Origin of the sequence: Caballeronia sp. LZ032 (assembly GCF_031451315.1) — a bacterium.
Taxonomy (GTDB): domain Bacteria; phylum Pseudomonadota; class Gammaproteobacteria; order Burkholderiales; family Burkholderiaceae; genus Caballeronia.
In genome coordinates, this window is sequence record NZ_JARUXP010000001.1 from 1,142,684 (window position 1) to 1,162,481 (window position 19,798).

15 protein-coding genes are annotated in these 19,798 nt (G+C 66.2%); 6 read left to right on the forward strand and 9 right to left on the reverse strand.

Going from position 1 to position 19,798, the window contains the following annotated elements:
• Positions 1 to 8 precede the first annotated feature (8 nt).
• On the reverse strand, positions 9 to 1,946 hold the full coding sequence (locus tag QCE69_RS05330) for an ATP-binding cassette domain-containing protein (RefSeq protein WP_309929753.1): 1,938 nt from the start codon (positions 1,944 to 1,946) through the stop codon (positions 9 to 11).
• Positions 1,947 to 2,127: 181 nt separating this feature from the next.
• Here QCE69_RS05330 and QCE69_RS05335 point away from each other — a divergent pair, with 181 nt between their 5' ends.
• The gene (locus tag QCE69_RS05335) at positions 2,128 to 2,619 is read left to right on the forward strand and encodes a glutathione peroxidase (protein WP_309811483.1); all 492 of its coding nucleotides are present in this window, start codon (positions 2,128 to 2,130) and stop codon (positions 2,617 to 2,619) included.
• A gap of 4 nt (positions 2,620 to 2,623) precedes the next feature.
• On the opposite strand, the gene cls is transcribed toward QCE69_RS05335, so the two are convergent.
• From cls to dapC, 6 genes are all read right to left on the reverse strand, one after another.
• The gene (gene cls, locus QCE69_RS05340) at positions 2,624 to 4,114 is read right to left on the reverse strand and encodes a cardiolipin synthase (protein WP_309929755.1); all 1,491 of its coding nucleotides are present in this window, start codon (positions 4,112 to 4,114) and stop codon (positions 2,624 to 2,626) included.
• 144 nt (positions 4,115 to 4,258) lie between these two features.
• Positions 4,259 to 5,143 (reverse strand): 50S ribosomal protein L3 N(5)-glutamine methyltransferase, encoded by an 885-nt coding sequence (gene prmB, locus QCE69_RS05345; protein WP_309915442.1) that lies wholly within the window; start codon positions 5,141 to 5,143, stop codon positions 4,259 to 4,261.
• A 43-nt stretch (positions 5,144 to 5,186) separates the two neighbouring features.
• Positions 5,187 to 6,323 (reverse strand): succinyl-diaminopimelate desuccinylase, encoded by a 1,137-nt coding sequence (dapE, locus tag QCE69_RS05350; protein WP_309929757.1) that lies wholly within the window; start codon positions 6,321 to 6,323, stop codon positions 5,187 to 5,189.
• 97 nt (positions 6,324 to 6,420) lie between these two features.
• Complete coding sequence (locus QCE69_RS05355) at positions 6,421 to 6,792, reverse strand: ArsC family reductase (RefSeq protein ID WP_309929759.1); 372 nt, start codon at positions 6,790 to 6,792, stop codon at positions 6,421 to 6,423.
• A gap of 2 nt (positions 6,793 to 6,794) precedes the next feature.
• Positions 6,795 to 7,622, reverse strand: a complete 828-nt coding sequence (gene dapD, locus QCE69_RS05360) for a 2,3,4,5-tetrahydropyridine-2,6-dicarboxylate N-succinyltransferase (protein WP_309808060.1) — start codon at positions 7,620 to 7,622, stop codon at positions 6,795 to 6,797.
• Positions 7,623 to 7,688: 66 nt separating this feature from the next.
• Positions 7,689 to 8,909, reverse strand: a complete 1,221-nt coding sequence (gene dapC / locus QCE69_RS05365) for a succinyldiaminopimelate transaminase (RefSeq protein ID WP_309915448.1) — start codon at positions 8,907 to 8,909, stop codon at positions 7,689 to 7,691.
• Positions 8,910 to 9,135: 226 nt separating this feature from the next.
• Here dapC and QCE69_RS05370 point away from each other — a divergent pair, with 226 nt between their 5' ends.
• The 5 genes from QCE69_RS05370 (at position 9,136) to def (ending at position 18,065) form a co-directional block, all read left to right on the forward strand.
• On the forward strand, positions 9,136 to 10,143 hold the full coding sequence (locus QCE69_RS05370) for a DMT family transporter (RefSeq protein WP_309929761.1): 1,008 nt from the start codon (positions 9,136 to 9,138) through the stop codon (positions 10,141 to 10,143).
• A gap of 124 nt (positions 10,144 to 10,267) precedes the next feature.
• On the forward strand, positions 10,268 to 13,783 hold the full coding sequence (gene smc / locus QCE69_RS05375) for a chromosome segregation protein SMC (RefSeq protein ID WP_309929763.1): 3,516 nt from the start codon (positions 10,268 to 10,270) through the stop codon (positions 13,781 to 13,783).
• A gap of 188 nt (positions 13,784 to 13,971) precedes the next feature.
• Positions 13,972 to 15,234 carry a cell division protein ZipA C-terminal FtsZ-binding domain-containing protein gene (locus tag QCE69_RS05380; protein WP_309929765.1) on the forward strand — a complete coding sequence of 421 codons (1,263 nt, stop codon included), beginning with the start codon at positions 13,972 to 13,974 and terminating at the stop codon, positions 15,232 to 15,234.
• A gap of 222 nt (positions 15,235 to 15,456) precedes the next feature.
• Positions 15,457 to 17,535, forward strand: a complete 2,079-nt coding sequence (gene ligA, locus QCE69_RS05385; protein ID WP_309929768.1) for an NAD-dependent DNA ligase LigA — start codon at positions 15,457 to 15,459, stop codon at positions 17,533 to 17,535.
• Positions 17,532 to 18,065 (forward strand): peptide deformylase, encoded by a 534-nt coding sequence (def, locus tag QCE69_RS05390; RefSeq protein WP_309808066.1) that lies wholly within the window; start codon positions 17,532 to 17,534, stop codon positions 18,063 to 18,065. Before ligA ends, def begins: the two co-directional genes overlap by 4 nt.
• 92 nt (positions 18,066 to 18,157) lie before the next feature.
• On the opposite strand, the gene QCE69_RS05395 is transcribed toward def, so the two are convergent.
• The gene (locus QCE69_RS05395; protein ID WP_309915464.1) at positions 18,158 to 18,394 is read right to left on the reverse strand and encodes a hypothetical protein; all 237 of its coding nucleotides are present in this window, start codon (positions 18,392 to 18,394) and stop codon (positions 18,158 to 18,160) included.
• 224 nt (positions 18,395 to 18,618) lie between these two features.
• On the reverse strand, positions 18,619 to 19,798 hold a 1,180-nt coding region (locus QCE69_RS05400; protein ID WP_309929770.1), incomplete at its 5' end, for a pseudouridine synthase.

Below are 19,798 nucleotides of genomic sequence, written 5' to 3' on the forward strand. Positions count from 1 at the left end.
TCTCCTCATCAGCCGATCTGCTCCAGTTCCTCGTGCGTGTCGAGCCATTCCATTTCGAGCGTTTCGAGACGCGCACCGACTTCGCCCTGACGACGGAGCGTCTCGGTCAGCCGGGTCTTCAAGGCCGTGTCATAGCTCGCGGGATCGGCGACGAACGCATCGAGTTCGGCTTTCTCGGCGTTGAGCGTGTCCATTTCCTTTTCGATCTTCTTGATGCGCGTCTGCAGCGGCTTCTTCAGATGCGCAAGCTTCTGCCGCTCCTGCGCGTCCTGCCGACGCTGTTCGCGCCGGTTCACGCCGCTGTCCTGCGCCTCGCCCGCCGCCGCCGCGCCCGCTTCCCGAGCCGCCGCGCGCGTTTCGGCGGCATGTTGCAGCAGCCAGTCGCGGTAGTCGTCGAGGTCGCCGTCGAACGGATGAAGCCGATGTTTCGCGACCAGCATGAAGGTGTCCGTGGTCGCGCGCAGCAGATGGCGGTCGTGCGACACCAGGATCAGCGTGCCTTCGAACTGCGCGAGCGCCATGGTCAGCGCATGACGGGTTTCGAGGTCGAGGTGATTGGTCGGTTCGTCGAGCAGCAGCAGGTTCGGCTTTTGCCAGATGATCAGCGCCAGCGCCAGCCGCGCTTTCTCGCCGCCGGAGAAGGGCGCGATTTTCGCCGTGGCCATGTCGCCGGAGAAGTTGAAGCTGCCGAGGAAATCGCGCAATTCCTGTTCGCGCGCGTCGGGGGCGAGGCGCGCGAGATGCTGGAGCGGCGAATCGTCGGGACGCAGGGTTTCCAGCTGATGCTGCGCAAAATAGCCGATCTGCAGACCGCGCCCCTGGCGCACGTCGCCCGACAACGGCGCGAGCGTGTGCGCCAGGGTCTTGATGAGCGTGGACTTGCCCTGGCCGTTGGCGCCGAGCAGGCCGATGCGCTGGCCGTTCTGGATGGACAGCGACACGCCCTCGACAATCGGAATCTCGCCGCCTTCCTCACTGTGATAGCCGCAGCGCACGTCCTCCATGACCATCATCGGATTGGGCGCCGCGTCGGGTTCGCGGAACTCGAACGTGAACGGCGAACTCGCGTGCGCCGGCGCGATCAGCTCCATCTTTTCGAGCGCCTTCACTCGGCTCTGCGCCTGCTTGGCCTTGGTGGCCTTCGCCTTGAAGCGGTTGATGAAGCTTTGCAGGTGCGCGACCGTCTTCTGCTGCTTCTCATAGGCGCTCTGCTGCAGCGCGATCTGCTGGGCGCGCAGCACTTCGAACTGGCTGTAGTTGCCGCCGTAGCGCTTGACCTGACGATTTTCCAGATGCAGCGTGACGTTGCAGACTGCATCGAGAAACTCGCGGTCGTGCGAAATCACGACCAGCGTGCCCGGATAGCGCGCGAGCCAGTCTTCCAGCCAGACAATGGCGTCCAGATCCAGGTGATTGGTCGGTTCGTCGAGCAGCAGGAGGTCCGACGGGCACATCAGCGCCTGGGCGAGATTCAGCCGCATGCGCCAGCCGCCCGAAAAGCTGGAAACGGGCTCACGCGTTTGCTCCAGCGTGAAGCCGAGGCCCAGCAGCAAGGTTTCGGCGCGAGCGGGGGCGGTGTAGCCGTCGGCATCCGCGAAGGCGGCGTGCGCTTCGGCTTCGGCGGCGCCGTCGTGCGCGGCGGAGGCAGCCGCGATGCGGGCTTCGATGTCCCGCAGGCGGGTATCGCCGTCCAACGTGTACTCGAGCGCGCTGCGGTGTACGGCGGGCGTTTCCTGCGCGACATGGGCAATGCGCCACGACGGCGGCATGGAAAAGTCGCCGCCGTCCGCGTGCAGTTCCCCGCGCAGCACGGAGAAGAGCGTGGACTTGCCTGCGCCATTGGCGCCGACGAGACCGGCTTTTTCGCCCGGATTGAGCGTGAAGCTGGTGTCTTCGAAAAGCGGCTTGGTGCCGCGCGACAGGCTGAACTGGTTGAAGCGGATCACGTGCGTAGGGCGGCGAAGGGGGCGCGGCTTGAAGAGAAAGCGCTATTTTAGACCGGACCGATCGCGCCACAGGGGTCGTCCGTTCGGCCGATGGCAGGCATTCGCGCGGCGGGTTAGCATCCCGGGACTTTCATCGAATGCGCATAGCGCGCCTTTCAGGAGCAGGATCATGAGCGAATCCATGAGCACACCCGGCACGGACATCTACGGTTTCTCGGCCGAAACCCTCGGCGGCGGCACCGTCACCCTGGACCAGTACCGGGACAAGGTGCTGCTGATCGTCAACACGGCGAGCGAATGCGGCTTCACGCCGCAATACAAGGGCTTGCAGGCGGTCTATCAGCAGCTCGCCGCGCGCGGCTTCGAGGTGCTGGGCTTTCCCTGCAACCAGTTCGGCAAGCAGGAGCCCGGCGACGCCGCGCAGATCGGTGCGTTCTGCGAGCAGAACTACGGCGTCACCTTCCCGATGTTCGCGAAGATCGACGTGAACGGCGCGAACGCCCATCCGCTCTTCAAGTACCTGAAGGACAAGGAACCCGGGCTGCTCGGCATCGAGGCCATCAAATGGAATTTCACGAAGTTCCTCGTGGACCGCAACGGCGCCGTGGTCAAGCGCTATGCGCCTCAGACCAAGCCCGAGGCGATCGTCGAGGACATCGAAAAGCTGCTCTGAGGCTTCAGAGGATCGGCGAGAACAGCCGCGCCACGTGCATCGCCATGCGCCGCCAGAACACGGCGCCGCGATAATCGTTCGTGTCGATCTCGACGGAATGCGCGAAATCGGCATCCAGCATCGCTTCCACTTCGGCTGCGAAAGCGCGGTCCACGGTGAGCACCGTGATTTCGAAGTTCAGGCGGAACGAACGGTTGTCGAGGTTCGCGCTGCCCACGGACGCGGCCGTGTCGTCCACGAGCACCACTTTCTGATGCAGGAAGCCCGGCTGGTAGCGGAAGATGCGCACGCCCGCCTGCACGAGGTCGTAGGCGAAGAGTTTCGACGCCGCGAACACCACGTGATGATCGCGCCGGCTCGGAATCAGGATGCGCACGTCCACGCCGCGCAGCACCGCGAGACGAAGCGCGGAAAACACGGCTTCGTCGGGAATCAGATAGGGCGAAGTGATCCAGATGCGCTCGCGCGCCGCATTGATCGCTTCCACGAAGAACAGCGAGCAGGTTTCCTGCTTGTCGGCGGGGCCGCTCGACAGCACCATGCAATGCATGTTCTCGTCCGAATGCGGTGCGGGACCGAGTTCGGGCAGGCGCTGCGTGGCCCAGTACCAGTCCTCGGTGAAGACGAACTGGATGCTGGCGATGGCCGGTCCGCGCACTTCCACATGGGTGTCGCGCCAGGGCGAGAGACGCGGATTGCCGCCGAGATACTCGACGCCCACGTTGTGACCGCCAACGAACGCGCGCTTGCCGTCCACCACCACGATCTTGCGGTGATTGCGGAAGTTGATCTGAAAGCGGTGGACGAACTTGCGCTTGGCCGCGAACGGATGGATTTCCACGCCGCCCGCGCGCAGTGCGTTCACGTAGCGATGCGGCAGGTCGAAGCTGCCGACGCTGTCATACAGGAAGTACACGCGCACGCCTGCCTGCGCCCGGCGGATGAGCGCGTCCTTCAGCATCTCGCCGAGGGCGTCGTCGCGCACGATGAAGAACTGCACGACCACGTAGTGCTCGGCGGTGGCAATGGCGTCGAGGATCGCGGCGAAGGTGGCGTCGCCGTTCACCAGCACGCGCACCGAATTGCCGCGCAGGAACGGCATGCCGGACAGGCGCTGCAGCGTGCGGATGGTCGGGTTGCCGAGATAGGCGGCCGGTCCCGGCGCCAGTTCGCCGCGCGCGCCTGAAGAATCCAGAGCGGGCAGGGTGTCGGGCGCATCGCTGCGTGCGCCGGAATCCCATTCGGCGGGTTTCGAGCGGCTGCGCAGGATATCGAGTTCGAGGCGGCGCTCGTCGATATAGCCGGCGAACTTGCTGCGGCCGAGGAACAGGTAGGGGATGAGCGTGAAGTAAGGCATCGCGACCAGCGACACGGCCCACGCCACCGCGCCTTGCGAGGTGCGCGTATGAATCACGGCATGGATCGCGGCGATCACGCCCAGCACGTGCGCGGCGATCACCAGCGTGCCTATGTGGAGCCAGTCCGATGCTTGCATAGACGCGAAACGGGAGAGGAAAAAGGGTAGGCTGACGGCGATTCGCCATCTTACCCAAGCCTTCCGCGCGAAGTGTCAGCAATCGTTGCAGCGGGGCGCCGCGCAGTGTCGCGAAGTCGTGCCGCGACGCCCGGTCGTGCGGTCTCAGGCCGGCAAGTCGGCGGCCTGGATCAGGAACACGTTGTCGTCGCCGGCGCTGGTCGAGAGCCAGACGAGGTCGAGGCCGCCCAGCGCCGCTTCCACATTTGCCCGCTCGTTGCCGATCTCGACCACCAGCACGCCGTCTTCGGTCAGCCACTTGCCCGCTTCGCGCACGATGCGCCGCACCACATCCATGCCGTCCGCACCGCCCGCCAGCGCCAGTTCCGGCTCGTGCTGGTATTCGCGCGGCAGCGCCTGCATCGACTCGGCGTTGACGTAGGGCGGGTTCGAGAGGATCACCTCGTAGCGCGTGGTCGGCAGCGGCGCGTAGAGGTCGCCTTCGTACAGGGTCACGCGCGCGTCGAGTCCATAGTCGTCGACGTTGCGGCGCGCCACCGCGAGCGCGTCCGCGGAAATGTCGACGGCATCGACATCGGCATGGTCGAACGCGTGCGCCGCGAGAATCGCGAGGCAGCCCGAGCCGGTGCAGAGTTCGAGCACGCGCGTCACCTGATCGGGGTCCGCCACGTAGGGTTGCAGGCCGTCCTGCAGCAATTCGCCGATGAACGAGCGCGGCACGATCACGCGCTCGTCCACGTAGAAGCGGTTGCCGTGCATCCACGCTTCCTGCGTGATGTAGGCAGCGGGCACGCGCTCGGTCGCGCGGCGTTCGATCACCTTCATCACGGCGTCGATTTCATGGTCGAGCAGGCGCGCGTCGAGGAACGGGTCGAGCGTGTCGAGCGGCAGATGCAGCGTATGCAGGATCAGATAGGCGGCTTCGTCGTAGGCATTGGTCGTGCCATGGCCGAACGAGAGTCCGGCTTGCGTGAAACGCGAGACGCCGAAGCGCAGCAGGTCGCGCACGGTCGTGAAGGGTAGCGCCATGGAAGGCTCCTGTTTGTTGTCGGACTGGATTGAGCGGACCGTTTCAGGCGATGAGCCGTTCCAGCACGCGGCGGTACACGTTTTTCAACGGCTCGATGAAGCGCACTTCCACATGCTCGTCGATCTTGTGGATGGTGCCGTTCGGCGGGCCGAATTCCACGACCTGATCGCAGATTTGCGCAATGAAGCGTCCATCCGACGTCCCGCCGGTCGTCGACAGCTCGGTGCGCACGCCGGTTTCGTCGTGGATGGCCTGCTCCAGCGCGTCGGACAGCGCGCCGCGCGGCGTCAGGAAGGGCAGGCCGCTGACGGTCCACGTCAGGTCGTAGTCGAGGCCGTGCCGGTCGAGGATCGCGTGGACGCGGGCCTGCAGTCCTTCCACCGTGCTCGCCGTCGAGAAGCGGAAGTTGAACATCAGGTCCGCGAGGCCGGGAATGATGTTGGTGGCGCCGGTGCCGGAGTGCAGGTTGGACACCTGCCAGGTGGTCGGCGGGAAGTATTCGTTGCCGTCGTCCCATTTTTCCGCGACGAGTTCCGTCAGCGCCGGGGCCAGCAGATGTACCGGATTCTTCGCCAGATGCGGATAGGCAATATGCCCCTGCACACCCTTGACGATGAGCTTGCCGCTCATCGAGCCGCGCCGGCCGTTCTTGACCATGTCGCCGAGCGTCGCGCTCGACGTCGGCTCGCCGACGATGCAGTAGTCGAGCCGCGTGCCGCGCGCCATCAGTGCTTCGACGACCTTGATGGTGCCGTCGGTGGCGGGGCCTTCCTCGTCGCTGGTGATCAGGAACGCGAGCGTGCCGCGATGCTGCGGATGCTGCGCGACGAACTCTTCGCTCGACACGACGAACGCCGCCAGCGACGCCTTCATGTCCGCCGCGCCGCGGCCGTAGAGCTTGCCGTCGCGGTGGGTCGGCGTGAAGGGCGGCGAGGTCCACTGTTCGAGCGGGCCGGTGGGCACGACATCGGTGTGGCCCGCGAAGGCGAGCAGCTTGCCGGACGGGTCCGTGCCGCGCTTCACGGCCCACAGGTTGGTGACGCCGCCCGATTCGATCGTTTCGCAGTCGAAGCCGAGCGCGGCGAGCCGCTCGATCATCAGCGCCTGACAGGCCTGGTCGTCGGGCGTGACGGAGGCGCGCTCGATCAGCGCTTCGGTGAGGGAAAGGGTGCCGGACATGGTGAATTCACGTAGGTGCGATGAAAAATGCCGGCGCGCGGGCCGGCACTCGAAGCAAGCGGGCGATGACCGTAAGAGGCACAGTCATCGCGGGGACTCAGGCGAAGAGCGTGTCGTACTGCTCGGCGGAAAAACCGAGCGTCTTCACGCGCCCGTTCACGACGATTACCGGCCGCTTGATGATGGACGGCTTGTGGATCATCAGTGCAATGGCGCCGGCCGTGGTGCCGGCCTCGGCCTTGTGGACCTCCGACAAACCGCGCCAGGTGGTGCCGCGCTTGTTGATGAGTTGGTCCAGCGGCACGTCCTTGAGCCAGTCCTGGATCAGCTTGTCATTCACGCCGGCCTTCTTGAAGTCGTGGAACTCGAACGGCACGCCGTGCTCTTCCAGCCACACGCGCGCTTTCTTCACGGTGTCGCAGTTCGGAATGCCGTAGACGACGGTGGTTGGAGTCGAGCCGCGGGCCACGTTCAGTCGCCTCGCAGCAGTTCGTTCAGGCCGACCTTGGCGCGCGTCTTGGCGTCCACCTTTTTGACGATCACGGCGCAGTACAGGCTGTGCGAACCGTCCTTCGACGGCAGGTTGCCCGCCACCACCACCGAGCCCGCCGGGATGCGGCCGTAGCTGACTTCACCGGTTTCGCGGTCGTAGATCTTGGTGGATTGACCGAGGTACACGCCCATCGAGATGACCGAGTTTTCTTCGACGATCACGCCTTCCACCACTTCCGAGCGCGCGCCGATGAAGCAGTTGTCCTCGATGATGACCGGGTTCGCCTGCAGCGGCTCCAGCACGCCGCCGATGCCCACGCCGCCCGACAGGTGCACGTTCTTGCCGATCTGCGCGCACGAGCCGACGGTGGCCCAGGTATCGACCATCGTGCCTTCGTCGACGTAGGCGCCGATGTTGGTGTACGACGGCATCAGCACGACGTTCTTCGCGATGAACGAGCCGCGGCGCGCGATGGCCGGCGGCACGACGCGGAAGCCGCCTGCCGCGAAGTCTTCCGCGGTGTAGTTCGCGAACTTCGAGGGCACCTTGTCGTAGAACTGCGAGTAGCCGCCGGCGGGCATCGGCGCGTTGTCTTCGAGGCGGAACGACAGCAGCACGGCCTTCTTGAGCCACTGGTTCACGGTCCACTCGCCGTCGCGCTTTTCAGCGACGCGCATGTGACCCTTGTCCAGTTGTTCGATGGCGTGCGCGACGGCTTCGCGGACTTCGGCGGGCGCGGCCTTGGGCGAGAGCTCGGCGCGGTTGTCCCAGGCGGTATCGATGATGCTCTGAAGTTGTTGCGACATAGTAGGGTTCGAGGATGGGTAATCGGGCCGGCTGGCGATGGGTCCGTGAGACTCAGTTCTTCAAGCTCAGGACGCGAGCGAGCGGCAGAATTCGACGATGCGGCGTGCGCCTTCGACACATTCCCCGGTTTCGGCCACCAGCGCGATGCGCACGAAGCCGACGCCGGGATTCGTGCCATGCGCCGCGCGAGCGAGGAAGGAGCCCGGCAGAACGGTCACATTATAGTCGGCGTACAGGCGCGCCGCGAACTCGGTATCCGTCAGGCCAGTGCGTTCGACGTTCGCCCAGAGATAGAACGCGGCGTCCGGCAGGCGCACGTCGAGCACCTCGGCGAGCATCGGCGTGACGGTCGTGAACTTCTCCACATACTTCGCGCGGTTTTCGCGCACGTGCGTTTCGTCTTGCCAGGCGGCGATGCTCGCGCGCTGGAACATCGTCGACAAGGCCGCGCCGTGATACGTGCGATACAGCAGGAAGTCCTTCAGGATCGCTGCGTCGCCGGCGACGAAGCCCGAGCGCATGCCCGGCACGTTCGAGCGTTTCGACAGGCTCGACAGCATGACCAGACGCTCGAAGCCGCGGCCGAGCAGGCGGGCTGCTTCCAGGCCGCCGAGCGGGGGCTGCGCTTCGTCGAAGTAGATCTCCGAGTAGCACTCATCCGAGGCGATCACGAAACCATGTTTGTCCGAGAGCGCGAACAGTTCGCGCCAGTTGTCGAGCGTGAGCACCGCGCCGGTCGGGTTGCCCGGCGAGCACACGTAGAGCAGTTGCGTGCGGGCCCAGATGTCTTCCGGGACAGCGGAGTAATCGCAGGCGAAGTTGCGCGCCGGATCGCTGTTGACGAAGTAGGGCTCGGCGCCAGCGAGCAGCGCGGCGCCTTCGTAGATTTGATAGAACGGGTTCGGACAGAGTACGATGGGCGGCGCTTCGGCCATGCCCGCGCTGCGGCTGTCGATCACGGTCTGCGCGAGCGAGAACAGCGCTTCGCGGGAACCCGATACAGGCAGCACTTCGGTCGCCGGATTCACTTTCTCGAGGCCGTAGCGCTGCATGACCCATGCCGCGATCGCCTTGCGCAATGGCTCGCTGCCGAGCGTCGCCGGGTAGGATGCGAGGCCGTCGAGGGCGGCGATCACCGCGTCGCGGACGAGCGGCGGCGTCGGATGCTTGGGTTCGCCGATGCCGAAGCCGATCGGCGTGAATCCGGCGCGCGGTTCGATGCCTTCGAAAAGCGCCCGAAGCTTTTCGAACGGATAGGGCTGAAGTGTCTTGAGAAGTGGATTCACGGCGTGATCGATAAGCAGGGGTCGACGCGCGAGCGGCATCCGAAGGGCATCGAACGGAACGAGACAGACACTCGCCACCGAGTGCTTTGAACGCGCGCGCAAGGCAAGCTGAAGATTATAGCGCGGGGCCGTATGCGTGAAACGGCCGGCGGTCCGCCGCCTCAAGAGGCTGAACCATCAAACCGGAGACAGTAGTGAAGAAGCACACCATGACCGGCGCGCCGCAATGACCGGCAGTCTGCGCAATGCATGGCCCACGTTCGCGATCATGCTCGGCGCGTCCGTCTGGGGACTCGTCTGGTATCCGATGCGCATGCTCGCCGCCATGGGCTTCACCGGCACCGCCGCGAGCGCCACCACCAGCGCCGCCGCCTGTCTGTTCGTGCTGCTGGTCCGGCGCCGCTCGATCAGCACGCTGTCCTGGCACTGGCTGCTGGTCGCGCTCGGGCTGGCGTCGGGCGTGACCAACCTGGGCTTCGTGTGGGGCGCCATCCACGGCCAGGTGATGCGCGTGCTGCTGCTGTTCTATCTGACACCCGCGTGGACCGCGGTCTTCGCGCACTTCATCCTCAGGGAACGCCTGACGCGCGCCGATGCGTGCCTGTCGCTGCTCTCGCTCGCAGGCGCGGTGACGATGCTCTGGTCGCCCGAGCTGGGGCTTCCGCTGCCCGCCAGCCTCGCCGAGTGGGCAGGGCTGATGGGCGGCATGGGTTTCGCGATGAGCAACGTGCTGATCGTCAAGGTCTCGCGCACGCTGCCCGCCATGAAGGCCGAGATGCGCACCGCCGTGATCTTCGGCGGCGCGGCCTTGCTCGCGTCCCTCGCCACGCTGTTCGAGCCGATGCCCGCGCCGCCCGCCGCCGCGCTTTGGCCGATGGTCGCGTGCATCGTGATCGGGCTCGGCATCGTGCTCGCGGGCAACAACATGATCGTGCAGCTCGGGCTCGCGCGCGTGCCGCCGAATCGCGCGTCCATCATCATGCTGTTCGAACTCGTGGTGACGGCGCTGTCGTCCTGGCTCTTCGCGGGCGAGGTGCCCGGTCCGCGCGAATGGGCGGGCGGTGCGTGCATCGTCGCGGCGTGCGTGCTGTCGGCGTGGGTGCACCGGCGGCGCGTGCCGCCCAGCGTGCCGCGATCGTCGGATTCACCGCGTTCGCCGCACGCGTCCGAGGCGTCCGGCGCGAGCGAACACGCGCCGGAAAGCAAAAAGAAATCGGTTCGCGCGATGGTATGATGGTGTCCGCTTCGCCGGGCCCGGGCGCAGATCCATGCAGCGTACCGGCCCATGACGATCGACGGGCCGCACTGCGGCCTGTCTGCCATTCATCCTCCGTCTCATTCAAAACAGCGATATCGCCGTGCGTCTGACCTCGATAAAACTCGCTGGCTTCAAGTCCTTCGTCGATCCCACGCATTTTCAGGTCCCCGGCCAGCTGGTCGGCGTCGTCGGGCCGAATGGCTGTGGCAAGTCCAACATCATCGATGCCGTGCGCTGGGTGCTCGGCGAATCGCGCGCCTCGGAGCTGCGCGGCGAATCGATGCAGGACGTGATCTTCAACGGCTCGACGGCGCGCAAGCCCGGCAGCCGGGCAAGCGTCGAACTCATTTTCGATAATGCCGACGGCCGCGCCGCCGGCCAATGGAGCAGCTACGGCGAGATCGCGGTCAAGCGCGTGCTCACGCGCGACGGCACCTCCAGCTACTACATCAACAATCTGCCGGCGCGCCGCCGCGACATCCAGGACATCTTCCTCGGCACGGGCCTGGGTCCGCGCGCGTACGCGATCATCGGGCAGGGCATGATCTCGCGGATCATCGAAGCCAAGCCGGAAGAGTTGCGCGTGTTCCTCGAGGAAGCCGCGGGCGTCTCGAAGTACAAGGAGCGCCGCCGCGAAACCGAGAACCGCCTGCACGATACGCGCGAGAACCTGACGCGCGTCGAGGATATCGTTCGCGAACTGGGCGCCAATCTCGAGAAGCTCGAGGCGCAGGCCGTCGTCGCGACGAAGTACAAGGCCTTGCAGGCCGAAGGCGAAGAGAAGCAGCGTCTGCTGTGGCTCTTGCGCAAGAAGGAAGCGGGCAACGAGGCCGAGCGCCAGCAGCGCGCGATCCGCGAGGCGCAGGTCGAGCTCGAAGCCCAGACGGCGCGTCTGCGCGAAGTCGAGGCGCAGCTGGAAACGCTGCGCGTCGCGCACTACAGCGCCAGCGATTCGATGCAGGGCGCGCAGGGCGCGCTCTATGAGGCGAATGCCGAAGTGAGCCGGCTGGAAGCGGAGATCCGCTTCATCGTCGAGTCGCGCAACCGGGTGCAGGCGCAGATCGCCGCGCTTACCGCGCAGCGCGAACAATGGCAGGTTCAGGCGCTGAAGGCGCGCGACGAAATCGATACGGCGACCGAAGCACTGGCCGAGGGCGAGGAAAAGGCGGCCATCGCGCAGGAAAGCGCCGCGACGAAACACGATGAACTGCCCGCGCTCGAAGCCCGCTGGCGCGACGCGCAGACGCAGTTGAACGAGGAGCGTGCGGGCATCGCGCGGGCGGAGCAGGCGCTCAAGCTCGAAGCCGCCCATCAGCGCAACGCGGACCAGCAGCTGCAGCAGTTGCAGCAGCGCCAGGAACGTCTGAAGAACGAGGCGAGCGGCCTCGACGCACCGGATGAAGCGCAGCTCGAAGAGTTGCGCATGCAACTGGCCGAGAACGAAGAAATTCTCGCGGAAGCCCAGGCGCGTCTCACGGACGCGCAGGAAACCGTGCCGCGTCTGGACGCTGAACGCCGCGCCGCGCAGGAACGCGTGCAGAAGGAAAGCGCGCAGATTCATCAGCTCGAAGCGCGTCTCGCGGCATTGAAGCAGCTTCAGGAAAGCGTGCAGACCGAAGGCAAGGTCCAGCCGTGGCTCGACAAGCACGAGCTCGGCGCGCTGCCGCGTCTGTGGAAGAAGCTGCATGTCGAGGCGGGCTGGGAAGCCGCGCTCGAATCCGTGCTGCGCGAACGCCTGGCTGCGCTCGAGGTGTCGAACCTGGACTGGATCAAGGCCTTCGCCACCGACGCGCCGCCGGCCAAGCTCGCATTTTATTCGCCGCCCGTCGCGGGCAAGCCGGTCGAGACGCCGCAGGGCTTGCGGCCGCTGCTGTCGCTGGTGCGCATCGACGATCCGGGCCTGCGTGCCGTGCTCAACGAATGGCTTGCCGCGACCTTCGTCGCCGACGACCTCGCGCAGGCGCTGGCCCAGCGTCAGCAACTGCCCGATGGCGGCGCATTCGTCGTGAAGGCGGGGCACGTGGTGACGCGCGTGGGCGTGCAGCTCTATGCGTCGGACTCCGAGCAGTCGGGCATGCTCGCGCGGGCACAGGAAATCGAGAATCTGACCAGGCAGGTACGCGCGCAGGCGCTCTTGTCGGACGAAGCGAAGTCCAACGCCGTGCGTGCCGATGCCGCCCATACGCAGGCCTCGCAGACGCTTGCCGAAGCCCGCGCCGCCGCCGAGCGCGCCACCCAGCGCGTCCATGCACTGCAGCTCGACGTGCTGAAGCTCGCGCAGGCGCATGAGCGCTATACGCAGCGCAACACGCAGATCGGCGAGGAACTGGAAGAGATCGCCGCGCAGGTCGAAGAGCAGCGTGCGTTGCGCGCCGAGTCCGAAGCCGCGTTCGAGCGTCACGACGGCGAGATCGCCCAGTTGCAGGCGCGCTTCGAGGACAACCAGCTTGCGTTCGAAACCCTCGACGAACAGCTCACGGCCGCGCGCCAGGAACTGCGCGAGCTGGAACGCGCCGCGAGCGATGCCGGTTTTGCCGTGCGCGGCCTGTCCGCAAAGATCGACGAGTACCGGCGCAACATCGACACCGCGCACGACCAGAGCGAGCAGATCGCGGCCACGCTGGAAGACGCCCGCGCCGAGCTCGAGACCATCAACGAGCAGACCGCGCAAACCGGCCTGCACGACGCGCTGGAAGTGCGCGGCGCGCGCGAGGAAGCGCTGCATGCGGCGCGCATCGAACTGGACGACCTGACCGCGCGCCTGCGCCAGTGCGACGAACAGCGTCTGCTGGCCGAGCGCTCGCTGCAGCCGCTGCGCGACCGCATCAACGAATTGCAGTTGAAGGAACAGGCGGCGCGCATCAGCGGCGAGCAGTTCGTCGAGCAGTTGCAGGCGGCGGGCGTCGACGAAGCCGAGCTCGCACAGAAGCTCGCGCCGGACATGAAGCCGTCGTATCTGCAGGGCGAGGTCACGCGCCTGAACAACGCGATCCTCGCGCTGGGTCCGGTCAACATGGCCGCGCTGGAAGAACTCGCCTCGGCGACCGAGCGCAAGCACTTCCTGGACGCCCAGTCGGCCGACCTGACCGGCGCCATCAACACGCTCGAAGATGCAATCCAGAAGATCGACCAGGAAACCCGCGCGCTGCTGCAAGGCACCTTCGATGAAGTGAACCGTCACTTCGGCGAACTGTTCCCGCGGCTGTTCGGCGGCGGGCAGGCGAGGCTCATCATGACCGGCGACGAAATTCTCGACGCCGGCGTGCAGGTGATGGCGCAGCCGCCCGGCAAGAAGAATTCGACCATTCACTTGCTGTCGGGCGGCGAGAAGGCGTTGACCGCAACCGCGCTCGTGTTCGCGATGTTCCAGCTGAATCCGGCACCGTTCTGTCTGCTCGACGAAGTGGACGCGCCGCTCGACGACGCCAACACCGAACGCTTTGCGAACCTGGTGCGCGCGATGGCGGTCAAGACGCAGTTCCTGTTCATCTCGCACAACAAGATCGCGATGGAAATGGCGCAGCAGTTGATCGGCGTGACGATGCAGGAGCAGGGCGTGTCGCGCATCGTCGCGGTGGACATGGAATCGGCGGCGGGTTTCGCGCAGAACGGCTGAAGGTCTCGCGGTTCGCGACACTGTTTCACTGAGTCATGGGTTGATTGGGCCGGACGATGATCCGGCGGCGTGCGCAAAGGCGCGGAGTGGCGCGCATCGGCCAGGCGGCGGCGACAAGCCGGAACGCGGTGCGATGCGGGCGACAGATCGCGCGGCGCTTCGTAACGTAAAAGAATGATGGAGCCTGCATGGATGAGTTGACGCTCGGTTTGATTGGAGCCGGTGCCGTGGTGGTGGGCGGCGTGGTGGTGTACAACGCGTGGCAGAACGCCAAGGTGCGGCGCAAGATGCCGCGCCCGATGCCGGACGAAGCCGCCGACGCGCTCGCGCGCCAGGACGCTGACGACGAGCAGCCGTTCATCGAGCCGGTGCGCCAGCCGCGCCGCGAGCCGGCCGCCGGAGACGGCGCCGCCGAGCGTGATTCGCGCGTCGAGCCGAGCTTCGGCACGGCGCAGGCCACGCAGGCAGCCTCGACGCCGCCTGTTGTGCCGGTTCCGCCGGCTGACACGGCCGTCGATCTCCAGGCCGAAGCGACGGCGCCGAACGGCGCAGCCGAAATCTCTGGCGATGACGCCGACGAAACCCGCGCCGAGCCGGTGATGCCTGCCGCGACCACGCATTCGTCGGCGCTGCCGGCGGTCGTGGATCGCCGCATCGATTGCGTCGTGCCTATCCGTCTTGCCGCGCCGGTCGCGGGCGACCGCGTGATTCCGCTGGCGCAGCGTCTGCGCCGCGCGGGCACGAAGCCCGTCACGATCGAAGGCAAGCCCGAAGGCGACAGCGCGTGGGAACTGCCGCGCAACGGCGGGCGCTATGAGGAACTGCGCGCGGCGGCGCAACTGGCGAATCGCAGCGGGCCGCTGAATGAACTGGAATTCTCGGAATTCGTGACGGGCGTGCAGCGTCTGGCCGACGCGCTCGACGGTGCGCCCGAATTCCCCGACATGATGGAAACGGTCGGCATGGCGCGCGAGCTGGACGGCTTCGCCGCGCAATGCGACGCGCAACTGTCGATCAACATTCTCTCCGACGGCGCGCCGTGGTCCGCCAACTACGTGCAGGCGGTGGCGTCGCAGGACGGCCTGCTGCTGTCGCGCGACGGCACGCGCTTCGTCAAGCTCGACGCGAAGCAGAACCCGGTGTTCATGCTGCTGTTCGGCGACACCAACTTCCTGCGCGACGACCTCACCTACAAGGGCGGCCAGATGATCACGCTGGTGCTCGACGTGCCGGTCGCCGACGAAGACATCCTGCCGTTCCGCCTCATGTGCGATTACGCGAAGTCGCTGTCGGAGCGCATCGGCGCGCGCGTCGTCGACGATCAGCGCCGGCCGCTGCCGGAGTCCGCGCTGCTCGCCATCGAGAAGCAGTTGATGACGCTGTATGCCAAGCTGGAGCAGGCGGGCATGCCGGCCGGATCGCCGGCGACGCGGCGTTTGTTCAGCCAGTAAGCGCAAGGGTTGCACGCGCTGTTCCGGCAGTGAAGACCGCGCCCCGACCGGGGCGCTTTCTTTTGCCTGCTTATCCTGTGCAATGGCGTGTCGAGCCGCATGTGCTGGCCGTTCGGCCGATGCCCCGATTGTCCGATCTTCTGCGACAATCGAACGACTGCCTGTCGGGTTGCAGGATCGCAATCACGGACAGGCGCGATCGATCTCAATCATTCCACAAGCATGTCCGCAAAAACCAAAGCCGAGTCCGCCGCCAGCCGCAAGTCGGGCGCCGCCGTGCCCAGCGCCGATCATCCGGCCGAACGCGCCGCCTGGCTGCGCTCGGAACTGGAGCGCGCGAACTACGCCTATTACGTGCTGGATCAGCCGGACCTGCCCGACGCCGAATACGACACGCTGTTCAAGGAACTGCAGGGCATCGAGAGCGCGCATCCGGACCTGGTCACGCCGGAGTCGCCCACCCAGCGGGTCGGCGGCGAAGTGGCCGAAGGCTTTACGCCGGTCGTGCATGACGTGCCCATGCTGTCGCTCAACAACGGGTTCGCGGACGAGGACATCGCCGCCTTCGACAAGCGCGTGTCCGACGCGCTGGACCAGGCGCCCGTGGACTATGCGTGCGAACTGAAGTTCGACGGCCTCGCCATCTCGCTGCGCTACGAGGACGGCCGCTTCGTGCAGGCGGCCACGCGCGGCGACGGCGCGACCGGCGAGGACGTCACGGCCAACGTCCGCACCATCCGTTCGATCCCGCTCACGCTGAAGGGCAAGCATGTGCCCAAACGGCTGGACGTCCGCGGCGAAGTGCTGATGTTCAAGCGCGACTTCGAGCGCCTGAACCAGCGGCAGCGCGATGCCGGGCAGCGTGAGTTCGCGAATCCGCGCAATGCGGCAGCGGGCGGCCTGCGCCAGCTCGACTCGAAGATGACCGCGCAGCGCTCGCTGTCGTTCTTCGCGTACGGCATCGGCGTGCTGGACGGCGCCGAGATGCCGGCCACGCACACCGGCCTGCTCGACTGGTACAAGGACATGGGCTTGCCCGTGAACGCGGAGCGCGCCGTGGTGCAAGGCGCGGACGGCCTGCTCGGCTTCTTCCGCAAGGTGGGCGAGAAGCGCGACAAGCTGCCGTACGACATCGACGGCGTCGTCTACAAGGTCGACCGGCGCGACCAGCAGGAACAACTGGGCTTCGTGTCGCGCGCGCCGCGCTTCGCGCTCGCCCACAAGTTTCCCGCGCAGGAAGCGCTGACGCAGCTCGTCGGCATCGACGTGCAGGTCGGCCGCACCGGCGCCATCACGCCGGTCGCGCGGCTCGCGCCGGTGTTCGTCGGCGGCGCGACGGTCACGAATGCCACGCTGCACAACGAGGACGAAGTGCGGCGCAAGGACATCCGCATCGGCGATACCGTCACCGTGCGGCGCGCGGGCGACGTGATTCCCGAGGTCGTCGGGGCTATTCTCGATCGGCGTCCCGCTGATGCGCGCGAGTTCGTCATGCCCACGGAATGTCCGGTATGCGGCTCGAAGATCGAACGCCTGCCAGACGAAGCCATTGCACGCTGCACCGGCGGGCTGTTCTGCCCGGCGCAGCGCAAGCAGGCGTTGTGGCACTTCGCGCAGCGCAGGGCGCTCGACATCGACGGACTCGGGGAAAAGATCATCGACCAGCTGGTCGAAGAGAATCTCGTGCGCACGCCCGCCGACCTCTTCAACCTCGGCTTCTCGACGCTCGCGGCGCTCGACCGTTTCGCCGACAAATCCGCGCAGAACCTGCTCGACTCGCTTGAGAAAGCGCGCAACACGACGCTCGCGCGCTTCATCTATGCGCTGGGGATCCGGCACGTCGGCGAATCGACTGCGAAGGATCTCGCGAAGCACTTCGGGTCGCTGGACCCGATCATGAAGGCAACGGTCGAAGAGCTGCTCGAAGTGAACGATGTCGGCCCGATCGTGGCCGAGGCCATCCACAACTTCTTCAGCGAGGCGCACAACCAGCATGTGATCGAACAGTTGCGTCTGAAGGTGTCGTGGCCCGAAGGTCCGCCCGCACCGAAGGCGCCGCAGGGCGTGCTGGCGGGCAAGACCGTCGTGCTGACGGGCACGCTGCCCACGCTCTCGCGTGAAGAAGCCAAGGAAATACTGGAGAACGCCGGGGCGAAAGTCGCCGGATCAGTATCGAAGAAAACCGACTATGTCGTGGCGGGCGCGGAAGCCGGCAGCAAGCTTGCAAAAGCGGAGGAACTCGGCGTTCCGGTGCTCGACGAAGACGGTATGCGCAAGCTCTTGGAAGGAGCCATTCAATGATTCGCGAAATTTTGAAGATGGGCGATCCGCGCTTGTTGCGGATCGCGCAGCCGGTCGAGCACTTCGACACGCCGGAACTGCACGCGCTCGTGCAGGACATGTTCGACACGATGCGCGACGCCAACGGGGCAGGACTGGCCGCGCCGCAAATCGGTGTCGATCTGCAGGTGGTGATCTTCGGCTTCGGCCACAACGAGCGTTATCCCGACGCGCCTTCGGTACCCGAGACGGTGCTGATCAATCCGATCATCTCGCCGAACGGGCATGACATGGAGGAGGGCTGGGAAGGATGCCTGTCCTTGCCGGGGCTGCGCGGCGTGGTGCAGCGCTTCTCGATGATCCGCTATCAGGGCTTCGACCAATATGGCAATGCCATCGAGCGGCTTGCCGAGGGGTTTCATGCGCGCGTCGTGCAGCATGAGTGCGATCACCTGATCGGCAAGCTCTATCCGATGCGCATCACCGACTTCTCGAAGTTCGGCTTCACCGAAGTGCTGTTCCCCGGACTGGATCCGGCCCACGACGACTGACGCCGGGCCGGCGGCATGCGCTGGCTGCATGCGCCGCCCGGGCCTGGAAGGACGCTGGACGGGAGGCCGCTTCACACAACGCGGCCTTGCGTTCAGGCGAGGGTTTTGGAAATGCCGGAGATGTCCGGCTGACGGAACAGCGCGACGTGTTCGGGATTGGCGGTGGCTTGGAGGCGGCCATCGGGCAGGCGTGCGATCACCATTTCACCGACGCCCGGACTCATCACGACGACTTCGTCGCGCAGGGCGAGCAGGGCTTCGAGCCGTCGTCGGCCGCTGACGATTTCGAGGCCGGTTCCGGTTTCCCGCACGATGATTTCAACTGACATGGCCATTCTCCTTCGATGCCGTTCAATGCTTGCCGCCGTTCATCTGGCCGGCGCGGCCATGCGCGTCGCGCCCTGGCCTGCCAGATGTAACGGATCGATGATTCATTTTCTTTAACCAAAAAGCGGTCAAAAAAGAAAAGGCACGATCCGCGATGGATCGTGCCTTTCAGAGCGGTAAAAGTGGCGTGTACGCCACGCGCCGGGCAGGTCCCGACGCGCGGCGTTCAGAAGGATTCGTTGGGTCCGAGATAGCGCCACTGTCCCGGCGGCAGGTTGCCGAGCGTGACGCCGCCCATGCGGATGCGCTTCAGCCCGACCACTTCCAGCCCCACGAGCTCGCACATCCGGCGAATCTGCCGCTTCTTGCCTTCGCGCAGCACGAAGCGCAGTTGCTCGCCGTTCTGCCAGCTGACCTGGGCGGTCTTGAGCGGCACGCCGTCGAGTTCGAGGCCGTGGCGCAGCAGCGCGAGTTGTTCCGCGGGCAGATGCTTGTCGACATCGACGGTATGGTCGCCGAGCCGCACGCGCACCAGATATTCCTTGTCCACTTCCGAATGACCGCCGATCAGCTGCTTCGCGATGCGGCCGTCCTGGGTCAGCACCAGCAGGCCGGTGGAATCGATGTCGAGCCGTCCGGCCGGCGCGAGCGTGCGCAAGTGGCTGGGCGCAAAGCGGATGCCAGCGCGATCCTCTTCCCAGCGATTGGCCGGGGTGATCAGCGTGACGGCCGGCTCGTAGCCATCTTCCGCCTGACCCGACACATAGCCGACCGGCTTGTGCAGAAGGATGGTCACCCGTTGCGACTGCGCCGAGCGCGCTGCGGGCAGCACGTCGATTTCCGCCGTCGGACGGATGCGCGTGCCGAGCGTATCGATCACTTCGCCATCGACGAGGACCCAGCCTTTCTCGATCCATTCGTCGGCTTCGCGGCGCGAGCAGAGACCGAGTTCCGACATGACCTTCGAGAGACGCACGAGGCCGTCGTGGTGGTCGTGATCGCGATGCTTCGGTGCGGATTCGGCGGCGGCCGGCTGGCGCGTGTCGGTGTGACTTGCGCGCGCGGGTGCGCGACTCTCCGTGTTCTTGCGCGGGGCCGGGCCGGAGCGCGCATCGGCGCCGAACGACTTGCGCGGGCCGCGCTCGCGGTCGCCGAAGGACGGACGCGTGTCGTCGCCGCGTGGCTTGAATGTGCGACGCTCTTCATCGCCCGCAGGACGCTCGCCACGCGCAGGCGGGCGGCCTTCGAACGATTTGCGCGGGCCGCGTTCGCGGTCACCGAACGCAGGACGCGAATCGTCGCCACGCGGCTTGAATGTGCGACGCTCTTCATCGCCCGCAGGACGCTCGCCACGCGCAGGCGGGCGGCCTTCGAACGATTTGCGCGGGCCGCGTTCGCGGTCACCG